This window comes from Candidatus Vallotia laricis, assembly GCF_020541325.1.
Taxonomy (GTDB): Bacteria; Pseudomonadota; Gammaproteobacteria; order Burkholderiales; family Burkholderiaceae; genus Mycetohabitans; species Mycetohabitans laricis.
In genome coordinates this window covers 551,884-565,668 of record NZ_CP047399.1, presented here as the reverse complement: position 1 = coordinate 565,668, position 13,785 = coordinate 551,884, and the positions used below count along the sequence as shown (strand labels likewise).

Sequence of the window (13,785 nt, the reverse complement as noted above, 5' to 3'; positions counted from 1 at the left end):
CAACTCGACGAGCACGTGATTGTGCATTCAGGCGTAGTGATTGGTTCTGACGGCTTTGGCTTTGCGCCTGACTTCGTTAGAAACGGTAATGAACAAACTAAAAAATGGGTGAAGATACCGTAGGTAAGTATAGTAAAAATTGGTCCAGACGTAGAAATCGGGGAGAACATAACAATTAATCGTGGAACAATGACCGATACGGTTATCGAACGGGGAATAAAAATCGACAACTTAGTACAGATTTGGCATAACTGCCAGATTGAGGCTTACACGGTAATTGTAGGTTGCGCAGATATCGCTAGCAGCACGATGAGTGTTCGGCACTGCATGATCGGAGGCGCAGTTGTCATTGCTAGCTATATCACACTAGTCGATCATATAATAGTGACCGCAAAATCTAGGGTGTCTAAATCGCTGCTTAGGTCTTGTCTCTATACGAGCGCTTTCCTACTATCCCTCATAAGGACTAGAATGGAAGCGCAGCGTTACTGCGTAATATTAGTCAGCTGTGTACGCACTGATTAGGACAGTAGAAGCTGCGCTCGCAGTAAACCATGTGTTTCTCTCGGTGACATAGGTGAATAGTCATAATATTTATGCAACGTGCGATTCAGTCGTGCAAATACGATGAGCATTAAAATAATAAACCTAGATATCCATAAGATTCTTACCATGCTTCCGCATCGCTATCCGATTTTGCTTGTTGATCGCGTGTTAGAACTTGAACCACATAAGCGGATCAAGGCATTAAAGAATGTAACGTTCAATGAACCATATTTCACGGGTCATTTCCCAATACGGCCCGTAATGCCAGGTGTGCTTATCCTGGAGGCACTGGCGCAGACCGCTGGGTTACTGACGTTTTCTGAGAGAGAATATGATTTAGATAAGACGCTATATTATTTTGTTGGTATTGATAACGCGCGATTCAAACGCGTTGTTGAGCCAGGCGATCAACTAATCTTACATATTTCATACGAGCGCTGCATGCGGGGTATCTGGAAATTTAAGGGACGCGCAGAAGTGGATGGAGCAGTAGCGGTTGAGGCTGACTTAATGTGTACAATTAAACGGATAAATTCTGCCTTCTGAGTGCAAGCGTTCTCGAAACGTCAAACGAAGTAGTGGCGAGAATAACTTATATTCATTCCGCCCCGAGGATCGAAGCGGGCTGAGTTTAGATGACGCCGTTCGGATTGAACTTACGCAGTTATTAGGGATAATGTACGCATTAGTGCGTATACGACGGTCGGTTCGCATACAGTTATCGAGGGGCATACGACGATCAGAGATAATAATCGTATTGGTCACTCAATGCGATTAGTAGTGCTCCGCAAGACATAAAGTCTACGAGAGAACTTGATTTAGCTTGAGATAAGACGTCGCAATATAATTCGCGAATTTACGACAATTCATACTAGTGCTACATAGGACAATGTCTAAACACATATTTTAGATGATAACTGGATCATAGCGTACGTGCATATTGCTCATGATTGTCAAGTCGGCAACCACACGGTGTTTTCGAGTAATGCGCAGATTGCTGGATACGTCAATGTTAGTGATTAGGCCATTCTTGGTGGCATGTCTGGAGTTCATTAGTTTGTATGCACAGGAAAGCATGTGCTTCTTAGTAGAGCGTAAGCATTAGTTCAAGATTTGCCTCCGTATATGATTGCGGCTAGTGAAAGGCATACTGCACGGTGTTAATATCGAAGGGCTTCGCCGTCGCGATTTTACTACCAATACTATTTCTGCGCTGCGGACTGCATACCGAACTCTTTATAAAGATATCCTATTATTAGACGAGTCTAAATCGCAGTTGCGTGAGTTAGCTAGTGGAGGGGGGGGTGATGCGCCAGTCATAATCTTCTTAAGATTTATCGAAATCGCTTATCGTGGCATTATTCGATAATGCATTAATCGTTATTCCCCTTAAAACTAGCGACAGTGGTAGGTGAGGCGTTTGGCGATTATTTAGCAGCATTATTACTTTCTGAGCTCGCTAGTCGTCTGCCAATAGATATACCATACTATGGCATAAGCGGTCCGGAACTGGTCAATGGATAAGTTATCAGTACAAGGGTATATTGAAATAATAAACCACATTACAGAAATTCTGTGCATCCGTAAGTTAAAGAGACTGCTATGAATTGCACCACCAAGCGCATTTATTAGAGTCGGTGCGCCGGATTTTAACCTGTCTCTTAAGCAAGAGCTGCAGTATGCAAGTATTTCAACGACACACTTTTTTATAGGGAAATTTGAGTATAGTAAGGAGAGTGCATCAAGAAAATAGTTAAAGCAGTAGCTTATATGCTCTGCATATTCCTGTTTGCAACAGCGATTTTAAATAAGGTTGGGATTTCCTACACTTATGTGGGAAACACCCGTAGCTGATGAGCTTCCAATGGCAGCTAGACCGTCTAAACGCGAGACGTAAGAGTGACTTTCCAGAAGAAAACCTCTCGTTGCAGTGTTATCGGGCAATCGCCATGAGATCAAGTAGATCGGTACAATACTGCATAAACGTGAGCTGTCATTACGCTTTGTTATACCTGTGCCAATGATTTATCCGTGCGATGTTACAGCCGCTTGCAGATCGCTACTCGTGAAACTGCCCCCGACACTGACTAAAAGTAATGCGCAGTTAGTATGATGGTAGATGACGCGGTGCTGGTTAAGAGCAGCACCGCGTCATAGAGGCTGCGCCGCTAAAAGCCTATGGTGATTTCTTATAAAGAGTGCTATGGCTAACTGAGCAGTGAATGCTGCGACGAGGTTATATTCCGTACGTCGGTTTACCGAATGTCCTTGCTGGACGGTTTGTTGTACCGGAGATTTACAGCACCTTACAACTTCAGAAGCGCTTGTTGATGCTATGCTACTTCAGCCAAATAATGAAAAACGTACGCTAGCCGAACTATTTACCGAAATACATGAAAAATTATGCAATAACACAGCAGCACGTTTCTCGGAAGAAATCGTCGATGTCATTAGCACTGGCATATCAAAGAAGAAGTCTAATAACTAGTAAATTATATGCGTTATACTAGGTTATAGTGCCTATAAATATTTACAGCGCATGTAACTCCTTTATTAAGTATAAAATTATAATAATAGTGATTATATAAAAAATATATACTTCGCTTCTTATATGTTTAGTTGACACTACTAATTTAATTTAGTAGAGTGTATTTAATTGGAGAGATGGATGAGTGGTTGAAGTCGCACGCCTGGAAAGCGTGTATAGGTTAATACCTATCGAGGGTTCGAATCCCTTTCTCTCCGCCAAAGACGCATATCTATTAAACTCTTTAATATGTCAATGTTATGTCTTGACATATTAATACTTATATATGTTTAAGCTATTGAGAAATTAAATTCGCTTATAAAAAGCGTAATGCTTATAAATAACACGTCACATAATTTAAATGTAGCTTTATGTACCACATCACTCCCATTCAATTGTTGCTGGTGGCTTACCTGAAATGTCATATACAACACGATTAATGCCTTGTACTTCGTTAATGATGCGATTCGATACACACATAAGTAGTTTGTGTGGTAAATGTACCCAATGCGCACTCATAAAATCCAGGGTCTGCACTGCCCGTAGGGCAATAACGTAGTCGTACGTTCGGCGATCTCCCATCACACCAACGCTACGTACTGGTATAAAGACCGCAAATGCTTGGCTAGTCAGCTCATACCACGATTTTCCGCTATCCGGATCAATCGTTGTATGAAGCGTTTCGATGAAAATCGCATCTGCTTTTCGTAGCAAATCTACAAATTCTCGCCTGACTTCCCCAATAATACGCACCCCTAAACCTGGCCCAGGGAATGGGTGTCGACATATAATTGATGGTGGCAAGTTGAGCTTGATGCCAAGTGCACGCACCTCATCTTTAAACAACTTACGTAGTGGTTCAAGTAGTTTTAGGTTTAGTGTTTCCGGTAATCCACCAACATTATGGTGGCTCTTGATAGTATGCGTGCTTTTATTATATTTTCCAGCGGATTCGATTACATCTGAATAAATTGTTCCTTGTGCAAACCACCGTGTATTCCTCAGCTTTTTAGCTTCTCTTTGAAATACCCTAATAAATTCTGAGCCGATAATCTTGCGCTTATGTTCCGGATCGGTCACGCCAGTTAGCTTACTCATAAATATATCACTAGCGTCGATATGCATTACTTTTAGCCCGAGATGCTGGCTAAACGTCTCTATGACCTGCTCAGTCTCGTTAAGCCGCAATAAACCATGGTCTACGAATACACAGGTCAATTGGTCTCCGATTGCGCGGTGCAGTAGTGCTGCCGTCACTGATGAATCAACGCCACCAGATAATCCAAGAATCACTTGCTCCCTACCAACTTGGTTGCGTATCCCCTCTACTGCCTCAGTAATATAATGCCCTATCTCCCAATCTGGCTTTGCTTTACATAACTCGAGCACGAACCGGTTTAGTATGTCTCGACCCCTGGTTGTATGTGTGACCTCTGGATGCCACTGTAACCCATAAAGCTGGCGATTCTCATCAGCTATCCCCGCAATTAGGCACGACTCGCTTGATGCTATTAGCTTAAAGCCGCGGGGCATCACGACCACCTTGTCACCGTGACTCATCCATACTTTCTGTATACTGTGCCCAGACGGCGTTTTAAAATCTTCGAGCCCTTTTAGTAGCTTCGTATTATTGTATATATGTACCTCGGCATAGCCGAACTCTCGTATATGAGAGCACTCAACTTTACCGCCAAGCTGTAAAGCCATCGCCTGCATGCCGTAACAAATACCCAGTACCGGCACACCTAGATGGAATACAGCTCCAGGAACGGATGGGATATCTACGTTGGTAACTGAATTTGGTCCGCCGGACAAGATTACGCCATTCGCTTTAAATTCTCGGATAAATGCATCATCTACATCATAGGGATAAACCTCAGCATATACATGTGCCTCACGTACACGGCGGGCAATTAATTGTGTAAATTGAGAGCCAAAGTCGAGAATTAGAATCTTGTCATGCATAGCAATGGGCAATTCTCAGTAGAATCAATCCAGATTTTAAACAATCTATACTTTCTATATAGAATATAGTAATATTCTGTTTATTATTCATAATGCCGAGGCAAAAATAAAACTTTTTATTAGTTATTATGCTTCATCAACATGGTAGTTTGGTGCTTCCTTTGTAATTTGCACGTGATGTACATGAGATTCTCGTATTCCGGCCGCTGTAATCTCGACGAACACGGCTTTCTCATGCAACTCCTGAATAGTTCGGCAACCGCAGTAGCCCATGCTAGCTCGTACGCCGCCAATTAATTGGAACAGGATTGCATTTACACTACCTTTGTATGCAACCCGACCCTCAATTCCTTCGGGCACTAGTTTATCAGCATTCATGGCATTGTTTTCTTGAAAGTAGCGATCTGCAGCTCCATCTTGCATAGCACCAACTGACCCCATACCGCGATACAATTTATATTGACGTCCTTGAAACAAGAACACGTCACCGGGTGATTCCTCAGTACCGGCTAGCATACTACCCATCATTACAGCATCGGCACCGGCGGCTAATACTTTTGATACATCTCCGGAGTAACGCACACCCCCATCGGCAATCACCGGCACTCCACTACCCCGTAATGCATCAGCAACGTTTGCGATTGCAGTAATTTGAGGCACCCCAACACCTGAAATAATCCGAGTTGTGCAGATCGAACCCGGACCAATACCAACTTTTACAGCGTCGGCACCGTACTCGACTAGTGCTTTAGCTGCTTCGTCAGTTGCAATATTGCCGCCAATTACATCGATATAGGGAAAATTCTGCTTGACCCATCGTACCTGCTCTAGAACACCTTGACTATGCCCATGAGCCGTGTCAACAACGATTACATCGACACCTGCTGCCGCTAGTGTTTCGACGCGCTCTACGTTTTTTAGACCGACGCTAATAGCCGCACCAACACGTAGCTTTCCTTGCTCGTCTTTACAAGCATTCGGATGTTCTGTTGCCTTTGTGATATCTTTAACCGTTATTAATCCTCGCAGCTCGAATACATTATTAATAACCAGCACACGCTCTAGTCGATGACGGTGCATTAACGCTTTAGCTTGTGCGAGCTCCGTTCCTTCTATAACGGTAATTAGCCTTTCCCGCGGTGTCATAATTGTCCGAACCGGCTCATCCAAACGCCCCTCAAAGCGAAGATCACGGTTTGTTACAATTCCAATAAGTTGTGTACCATCGAGGACTGGAAAGCCCGAAATGCCATGCTGTCGTGACAGCGAAATGACGTTATGCACTTTCATATCAGGTGGCACAGTAATTGGATCCCGCAATACTCCGGACTCGAAGCGCTTAACTTTTGCCACTTCACGTGCCTGTTCGACGGGCGTTAAGTTTTTATGCACTATTCCTATTCCACCTTGCTGGGCCATGGCAATCGCAAGCCGCCCCTCGGATACTGTGTCCATTGCTGCCGAAATCAGCGGTATATTCAATGAGATATTTCGAGTCAAACTAGTTTTGAGGGTGGTATCATTCGGTAGTACATTTGAGTACGCCGGCACGAGGAGCACGTCATCGAATGTAAGTGCCTTTTTAATCAGACGCATGAAAAATCCTATAGGTACAAAAGCGGATTATACCGATAGTCTACCGGATTCTCACTGAGAGAATAGCTAGTTATAAAGTCTTATTATAATTTAGTGCTAACACTGACATTGTACTAATATTAAAATTTAATAGGTATCATAAATAGATTTTGCGATGCAAACACGGCTAGGATACGATATAGAAAATGCATAGAACTCGGCGCTGTTCTATGTTAGTAACGATGATAAAAAGTCAGAAATAAAATTTAGAGTTGTATATCACTTAACTTTCTATCAGAAATAATAATACTCTTATACTTACAACCTATATTTTTTTCTAAACTTTTTTTGCCGTTGTAAGAGTTAGCTGATCTTTAAATTCTACCCTCATTCGAAATATACTGCCAGTAACGCTGGTATTAAAGTGCATAATCAACTACTAGTAGTATTTATTAAAAGGTATACTATAATTTCAATTATAGCTGATTAGCAATTCACATATACGTTTGAGATAATCTTAATATGTATTTAATTACCTGCTAGCACTTAAGTGTATATATTTAACAATGCATTTAATATGATTAAATAGTCTCATTCTGGAAAACCAAAAATTACATACGGCGAAACTTTAGTTCAATAATAGCTAGGCATACATCTATGTTAGATTTTAACAGAACATATAATATAACCGACTATCGTTTCTAGTTAATCGAAGGGGGCTTTTTCTACTATCTCGTAGTATGTTTCAGAAGCTGTGCTTTTTCGCGTTCCCAATCTCGTTTTTTTTCAGTTTCACGTTTATCATGCATTTTTTTACCTCGAGCTAAACCAATCTCGCACTTTACTCGCCTATTTTTATGGTAAAAGTTGAGAGGTATTAGTGTGTAACCGCGTTGCTCAACCTTGCCAATTAATTTTCGAATTTCACTAGTCTTAAGGAGCAACTTTCGAGTTCGTACGGGGTCTGCATATAAGTGCGTCGAAGCGGTATGCAATGGACTAATATGTGAGCCAATAAGAAATAATTCTCCATTACGTATGACAACATAACCCTCTTTAATATGACCACGCCGCGCTCGTAGCGCTTTAACCTCCCAGCCCTCAAGAACAAGCCCCGCCTCATAGCGTTCTTCTATAAAATAATCGAAGAGCGCCTTCTTATTGCTGATAATTCTCATTAATAAGTTTGACCAATTCAGAAAAATTACAATTTTAGCAAAACTACCTAGTGCTAGTAGTGTAAGTCTCGCTCACAACTCTCTTTTTAATTTCTAAAACACGTGTATACTACGGCGCATTAATTTTTTTTATGGCAGAAGTCCAGAAAACTGTTTTAATTCATTATTCTCCTGAACTTATGTTCGATCTTGTTACTGACGTCACTGATTATCCAAATTTTTTACCTTGGTGCAGCGGTGTCGAAATTAAGCATCAAGATAAAACAAGCATGGAAGCGCAAATCAATATCTGCTTTAAGGGCATTCGGCAACATTTCACTACATATAATAAGCAAGAGCGTCCAGAGAAAATTGATATAGAGTTTAAGGAAGGACCTTTCAGGCGATTCACTGGCTCTTGGAGCTTTATACGGGTACAAGACAATGCATGCAAAATTGAGTTTTCATTACAGTATATTTTTTCTAATATCTTTTTAGAGCAACTAATCGGACCTATGTTCGATCACATTTCAAATACACTCGTCGAGTCGTTTATTAAACGCGCAGAAGAACGATATGGAAAACATAGATACAGAAGCGTTAGGCTGCAAAGCTAGAGCTATGCTCGAGGTACAAGTTTGTTATGCACCCCCAAGCATCCAAACACTCATTGCCTTACGACTTCCAGTCGGTGCGACCCTGTATTCTGCCATCTTGGTCAGTAAAATTTCTGTAATACATCCACAGATCAATTTAGTTCAGCAGCGTGTTGGCGTATTCGGACGTATACGTCCACTAAATTCAGTGCTTGAAAGTGGTGATCGCGTTGAGATCTATCGGTCCTTGATAGTTGATTAAAATCTGTACGAGAAGACTCAAAGTACTAAAATAGTATCCTAAACAAGGATATTTTTCCTGTTATTGCGGTTTTTCAAGCTACTATTGAATAGATATGCTTATAAGATAATAAAACAATGTGCATTATATTTTTTAAAGTTTATTAAATCTAGGCTCGATTTTAGTGGAACAGCTGCATTTAGCATCTAGCATTTTCCGTAGAACCGTGTTCTCATCAGCCCAGAGATGATGAAACGCAATCTAGTGTTTTTTAATTGCTCTAACTAAAGTTTCTTAAATGTCTGTTATTACGTGCTCTAGCGTATCATCTCCGCTGAATATATCGGTAATTTTTATCGATAAACAGAAGTTTGTATTATTAAGTATACGTACCGTCTTCTGAGGCTTAACTTGAATTAAAAATTAACTAGAACATAATTCTCAGTATTCTCGGAAGAATTGTAATTCTACATACAAAATACGGCCAATGTCCAGCAGACATTATTAATAGTATTTTTATTTTATGTAATCTATATATTGGGTGCTATATGTATGTAAATCACTTAAAAATCAAGAATTAGTATTTGATATGTTACGAATAAGGCGACATCTAAATGTCGCCTTATTTTATTATTTAGCGCTTTGTAAATTACATCTTTATCTCGCATACGTAATAAATGTTTTTCGTTCAAACATATTCGTTCGAATGAATAACAAGGGCTTACAGTGGCTTAATATTTGCAGCTTGTAATCCTTTAGGGCCGCGCTTAACTTGATAGCTAACGCGCTGATTCTCAACTAGCGTCTTAAATCCTTCTTCGGTAATTTCGGAGAAATGCGCGAAGAGATCTTCTCCACCTGAATCAGGCGTGATAAAACCAAAACCCTTGCTGTCGTTGAACCACTTAACGATACCAGTATCCATAAACGAATCCATCAAAAAAAATATTTCCCGCTTAATGCGGCAGTACGGAAGCAATCAAGAGGGAGAGGACAACGAGCGTACTGCGTGGGTCGCGGACAGATGATGAACAGCAATCAGACATCTTGAAAACTCCATTTATCTACTATATGCGATATATCTGATAGGGTCAAATGTTTTTATTCGTGATTGTACTTCATACAAACTCTCCTTAATAAGAGCTTAAATAGTGCAGTGAAAATATGCCATAGTATTAAAAGATATTAAGAGCTAACTACTAGTTAGTACTAGATAGATAAAATTTTTCTTCGCATTGGTTAAACAAGATGAAAAACACTGCGAAGCAGCTCTACTACAGATTAAATACCAGCACTAGAAAAACGCGCAACCTCTTATTCTGAGCAGAACGGTTTTCTAATTTATGATAGATTAGTAAATAATCTACTAAATAGATATTAATCTTTGCCAAACTGTAATCTCTATAGTATAGGCTACAATATTTTGTAGCTTCGCAATATGTATCTGATACGTATCGTAAAATGTGTTTACTATTATAACTGAACACATTTAATGAATAATCCACGATTTACGGGAGGATGCGTTGCATACATTCGCTCTATGCTCTATCTCTATAAGTTTAAATATTTATTAAAACATCTAATTGATGATAAGATCTCTCAGAATTCTACTGAGATTCCAAAAAATTTTTAATCCCATATCATGGCGTCTAAAATTTGTGAGGAGAAAGTTCGGCGGTAGTAATTAGGTGTAATTAATAACGATATTTATATAAACAAGATGTTAGTTATTAGTCATTCGATGAGCACTATGTGAAAGTTTTTTGCTTTTAATCGAAAATGAATTACTGAGATTGTATAGCTTATGCAATAAACAGATAATCACGGATTTTTAGATCGGAAAATGATACATTTGGTGGCATCTACTATGCAAGGATGCGTAGTAAAATAAAATCTTCTGAAAGACAACGTGACATTATAGAACCACTAAATTAGTTTAATGAAAAAATTATATTTAGATGCACACAGTTCAATAATTAGAGGATATTTTTATTAGAATTCAATTCTGCGCTGAAATTGTTAATAAAGCTACGCCGAAATAGATTTTTAGAGTCATCCTGTGTACGATACGATTCTGAGCTGGGGGGGGGGAGCAGAATCGTATCGTACACAGGATGACTCTATATTACTAGATTACTAGAGGTGCGTCTGTATCACACAAACGATCATTGAAGTGTTAGTGCGGCTACACTCCAAGATATTCATATTATGTCAGTGTTCTTGAGGCGTATTCCTGTGACTTAGAAACCCATTGAATAGGAGATGACTCACGACCCGTCGCACCAAGCCGATTGATCAGCTCACGGTCTTGATCTGGAGTAGGATTGGGCGCAGTTAATAATTTTTCACCGATAAACACCGATCCAGCGCCAGCAAACATGCATAGCGCTTGAAGTTCATCGCTCATATGCTCGCGTCCCGCGGAGAGTCGTATTACAGACATGGGCATTATAATTCGGGCTACCGATATTGTACGAACAAACTCTAATACATCTAAATCGCTCTCATGCGCTACTCGCGCGCCCTCGACACGAATGAGGGAGTTGACTGGCACAGACTCTGGGTGTTCTGGCAAATTAGCTAATGTCTGTAACATGCCAACTCGATCATCACGAGATTCCCCCATGCCGACGATACCGCCACAGCAAACTTTTAGGCCCGCATTGCGCACATGCTCGAGCGTATCAAGCCGATCCTGTAGCGTACGCGTTGTAATCAACGACGAATAGTACTCAGGACTAGTATCGATATTGTGATTATAATAATCTAGGCCCACATCAGCTAGACGTTGCGCTTGTGTGGCTGTTAACATACCAAGTGTTACACAGGTCTCCAAACCAATCGCTTTTACGCCCTCTACCATACTGCAAACTCGCTCCAGATCTCGCTCTCGGGGACTTCGCCATGCGGCGCCCATGCAAAAGCGCTGTACGCCAGTAGATTTTGCATGGGCAGCAGCCTCTAGAACAGCATCTATACTCATCAATGCATTTGCCTTTAAATCGGTATCAGCATGGACTGATTGACTGCAATAGCCGCAGTCCTCCGGGCATCCACCTGTCTTAATAGCTAACAATTGTGAAATTTGTAAACCACGACCCGCATGATAGCAGCGCTGTACGGTATGTGCGCGGTATAGTAGGTCATCAAATGGCAAATTAAACAGTATCGCAATTTGCTCGCGCGTCCAGTCGTGTCGGACTGGAGCTGCGTCGTCGCCAGACAAACTGGAGGAATGAGCCGACAATTCTATTGTCCTAATCGACATATTAGATACTCCTATGCGAATGTGAGGGGGGGGGAACGGTCTGGCGGCTACAATAGATATGACATGCCACTGGCTAACCACGGCCGAGCTGGCCTCAACTACCTAGTTGGTTTATAGATAATTTATTGACTTTTAAGGTCAAATTTAGAATCATTTTCTCTACTATAACAGAAGTAATATTAATCTACTTATTCCCGAAAAGAGAAATCGAGCCACTTTCAATACAAGCCAGAAGATTTACCTAAGAATTTATAGCTTTATCCTTATGATGCAGAATAATAAGATAGAATTTTATGTCTACGCAATAGACTACTGTGATGTCAATCAGGGCTCGCGAGAGCAAATTCACATAGGCTATAATAAGCTGTGTTCGAATAGACTCTACATGATAATATATCGAGTGAGATGAGCTCTCACTCAGTGCCTAGCTAGATTCTAAGTTTCTCATAGAACAAATACCGGACGTTATTTGTTTTCTGAAAGTTAATAATATTAAGTCTTATGCAATATAATTTGCTTCACCTGTTGTAAATAATCAAGTAGCAAACTCGAGCATAAAAGTATCAGTATGACGTTTTGACGTTTTTAATTTAAAAGGAGTATTAGTTAGAACATAACGACCAGGAGCAATATTCATATATAGTGCTATTACTATAGACTATTATCACGACAATGCTATAATAATCTCTTACAGCTCTCCACACGCCCTCGGTTAAATAACTAATCGAAACCGTAAGCATTAGTATATAGCTATTCAAATATTTTGCATATGCAAAAAAATTATGGTTCAAACCTCAGAAGTCATTAGTAATAATCGCTATCAAAGATCGTATGGATTTGAATGTGCAATCTATTTAGGCAGAAAATCCAACCTATGCTTAGCATCTAAATTATCACTACTGACGATGACTTATGCATATCAAAACCTAAATATTCAATCTGTAAGATTTACTAGTTGTTGATCGGCATTTCTAATATCTTTAGAAAAAATAGAGATTGCAAATTTTTTTCTGCAATTTCAAGCTCGATCTCATTAAAAGAGGCAAGTATATTTGTGTGTTACGAAACACTATTGTTAGTAGTAAGTCTACTATAATTTGGTTCAAATGCATACCTAGTGCAATGTATTTTTACGCTTATTATACTTATAATATAAGTATAATAAGCGTAAATTAATTTTCAGTTTCCGGATTAGAAAGCAATAAAAAGAATTACTAATGGTCCATTTTGGATGGTTAACTACTTTAGTTGAGTGTACATAGGATTATTGCTAAGATTTACGTACTAAATCTCGACTAAACTAATTATAGAACTATTCTAAATATTTCGACTAGTTTTATAAAATTCATTTTTTGTTACCTATATCTTAGTAAGAATAAAAAAATATAAGTATTTAACTATTTTTTAGTGAAAAATAGTTAAATATATTTAGATATATTATCTGGTGTTAGGTTAAAAGTTTTATTAAGGGTGGTATGAATATGTTTTTAAATATAGATAAGCAATTTTTTTCCTATTTCTTTGGACTGTCACTATATATTTGGAAGTTTATTGACAGACTTATTGCGTTCCGTTCTCGATAAATCTTTTGAACTAGACCGAGCTCAAAAGCATGTATATCTAACAGTACCGCTATCTCAGCAAGTATTCCCTATAATTCTTTATAGGTTACTTCGGTTCCTCCCGCGGTAGCCCATAACTTTTAATCTTTTTAGGATACAATTAATTGTCCCTAGTAGACTAAGAACAATCTGAGTAACGAGAAATTATGTTTCTATGAAAGTAGCTTATACGTTGTTTTTATATAGATAAAGATTGCTTATATTAGGGCATTACTTTCTTTTGTCATATGCTTTATATGTATACTATAGAGCTTTTCCTCAGCCAAGAAGTTTTTCTGTAAGCAATAG

Annotated in this window: 8 protein-coding genes, 1 tRNA gene and 3 pseudogenes; 7 read left to right on the top strand and 5 right to left on the bottom strand. The window is 39.5% G+C overall.

Features of this window, described 5'->3' with window-relative positions:
• Positions 1 to 36 precede the first annotated feature (36 nt).
• The 5 genes and pseudogenes from GKR41_RS04085 to GKR41_RS02180 form a co-directional block, all read left to right on the top strand.
• Positions 37 to 467, top strand: a pseudogene (locus GKR41_RS04085) (UDP-3-O-(3-hydroxymyristoyl)glucosamine N-acyltransferase); the annotation flags it as partial.
• A gap of 160 nt (positions 468 to 627) precedes the next feature.
• Positions 628 to 1,092, top strand: a complete 465-nt coding sequence (gene fabZ, locus GKR41_RS02195) for a 3-hydroxyacyl-ACP dehydratase FabZ (RefSeq protein WP_226809573.1) — start codon at positions 628 to 630, stop codon at positions 1,090 to 1,092.
• A gap of 41 nt (positions 1,093 to 1,133) precedes the next feature.
• A pseudogene (gene lpxA, locus GKR41_RS02190) lies at positions 1,134 to 1,915 on the top strand (acyl-ACP--UDP-N-acetylglucosamine O-acyltransferase).
• 35 nt (positions 1,916 to 1,950) lie between these two features.
• Positions 1,951 to 3,034: pseudogene (locus tag GKR41_RS04080) on the top strand (glycosyltransferase family protein).
• 170 nt (positions 3,035 to 3,204) lie between these two features.
• Positions 3,205 to 3,294: transfer RNA gene (locus tag GKR41_RS02180), tRNA-Ser, on the top strand.
• 160 nt (positions 3,295 to 3,454) lie between these two features.
• On the opposite strand, the gene guaA is transcribed toward GKR41_RS02180, so the two are convergent.
• The 3 genes from guaA to smpB form a co-directional block, all read right to left on the bottom strand.
• The gene (gene guaA / locus GKR41_RS02175) at positions 3,455 to 5,038 is read right to left on the bottom strand and encodes a glutamine-hydrolyzing GMP synthase (protein WP_226809572.1); all 1,584 of its coding nucleotides are present in this window, start codon (positions 5,036 to 5,038) and stop codon (positions 3,455 to 3,457) included.
• Positions 5,039 to 5,164: 126 nt separating this feature from the next.
• On the bottom strand, positions 5,165 to 6,634 hold the full coding sequence (gene guaB, locus GKR41_RS02170; protein ID WP_226809571.1) for an IMP dehydrogenase: 1,470 nt from the start codon (positions 6,632 to 6,634) through the stop codon (positions 5,165 to 5,167).
• A gap of 707 nt (positions 6,635 to 7,341) precedes the next feature.
• Positions 7,342 to 7,791, bottom strand: a complete 450-nt coding sequence (gene smpB / locus GKR41_RS02165) for an SsrA-binding protein SmpB (protein ID WP_226809570.1) — start codon at positions 7,789 to 7,791, stop codon at positions 7,342 to 7,344.
• Positions 7,792 to 7,922: 131 nt separating this feature from the next.
• Here smpB and GKR41_RS02160 point away from each other — a divergent pair, with 131 nt between their 5' ends.
• Both GKR41_RS02160 and GKR41_RS02155 read left to right on the top strand, forming a co-directional pair.
• On the top strand, positions 7,923 to 8,387 hold the full coding sequence (locus GKR41_RS02160) for a type II toxin-antitoxin system RatA family toxin (protein WP_226809569.1): 465 nt from the start codon (positions 7,923 to 7,925) through the stop codon (positions 8,385 to 8,387).
• Between the two features lie 4 nt (positions 8,388 to 8,391).
• Positions 8,392 to 8,628 carry an RnfH family protein gene (locus GKR41_RS02155; protein ID WP_226809568.1) on the top strand — a complete coding sequence of 79 codons (237 nt, stop codon included), beginning with the start codon at positions 8,392 to 8,394 and terminating at the stop codon, positions 8,626 to 8,628.
• A 700-nt stretch (positions 8,629 to 9,328) separates the two neighbouring features.
• Here GKR41_RS02155 and GKR41_RS02150 read toward each other — a convergent pair.
• Both GKR41_RS02150 and bioB read right to left on the bottom strand, forming a co-directional pair.
• Positions 9,329 to 9,532, bottom strand: a complete 204-nt coding sequence (locus GKR41_RS02150) for a cold-shock protein (RefSeq protein WP_216797009.1) — start codon at positions 9,530 to 9,532, stop codon at positions 9,329 to 9,331.
• A gap of 1,281 nt (positions 9,533 to 10,813) precedes the next feature.
• On the bottom strand, positions 10,814 to 11,875 hold the full coding sequence (gene bioB, locus GKR41_RS02145; RefSeq protein WP_226809567.1) for a biotin synthase BioB: 1,062 nt from the start codon (positions 11,873 to 11,875) through the stop codon (positions 10,814 to 10,816).
• Positions 11,876 to 13,785: the final 1,910 nt, after the last annotated feature.

What these genes read in the sequence shown, in the direction of transcription:
- GKR41_RS02150 (WP_216797009.1), bottom strand. Translation starts at nt 9,532, where the DNA reads ATGGATACTGGTATCGTTAAGTGGTTCAACGACAGCAAGGGTTTTGGT.
- bioB (WP_226809567.1), bottom strand. Translation starts at nt 11,875, where the DNA reads ATGTCGATTAGGACAATAGAATTGTCGGCTCATTCCTCCAGTTTGTCT.
- fabZ (WP_226809573.1), top strand. Translation starts at nt 628, where the DNA reads ATGAGCATTAAAATAATAAACCTAGATATCCATAAGATTCTTACCATG.
- GKR41_RS02155 (WP_226809568.1), top strand. Translation starts at nt 8,392, where the DNA reads ATGCTCGAGGTACAAGTTTGTTATGCACCCCCAAGCATCCAAACACTC.
- smpB (WP_226809570.1), bottom strand. Translation starts at nt 7,791, where the DNA reads ATGAGAATTATCAGCAATAAGAAGGCGCTCTTCGATTATTTTATAGAA.
- guaB (WP_226809571.1), bottom strand. Translation starts at nt 6,634, where the DNA reads ATGCGTCTGATTAAAAAGGCACTTACATTCGATGACGTGCTCCTCGTG.
- guaA (WP_226809572.1), bottom strand. Translation starts at nt 5,038, where the DNA reads ATGCATGACAAGATTCTAATTCTCGACTTTGGCTCTCAATTTACACAA.
- GKR41_RS02160 (WP_226809569.1), top strand. Translation starts at nt 7,923, where the DNA reads ATGGCAGAAGTCCAGAAAACTGTTTTAATTCATTATTCTCCTGAACTT.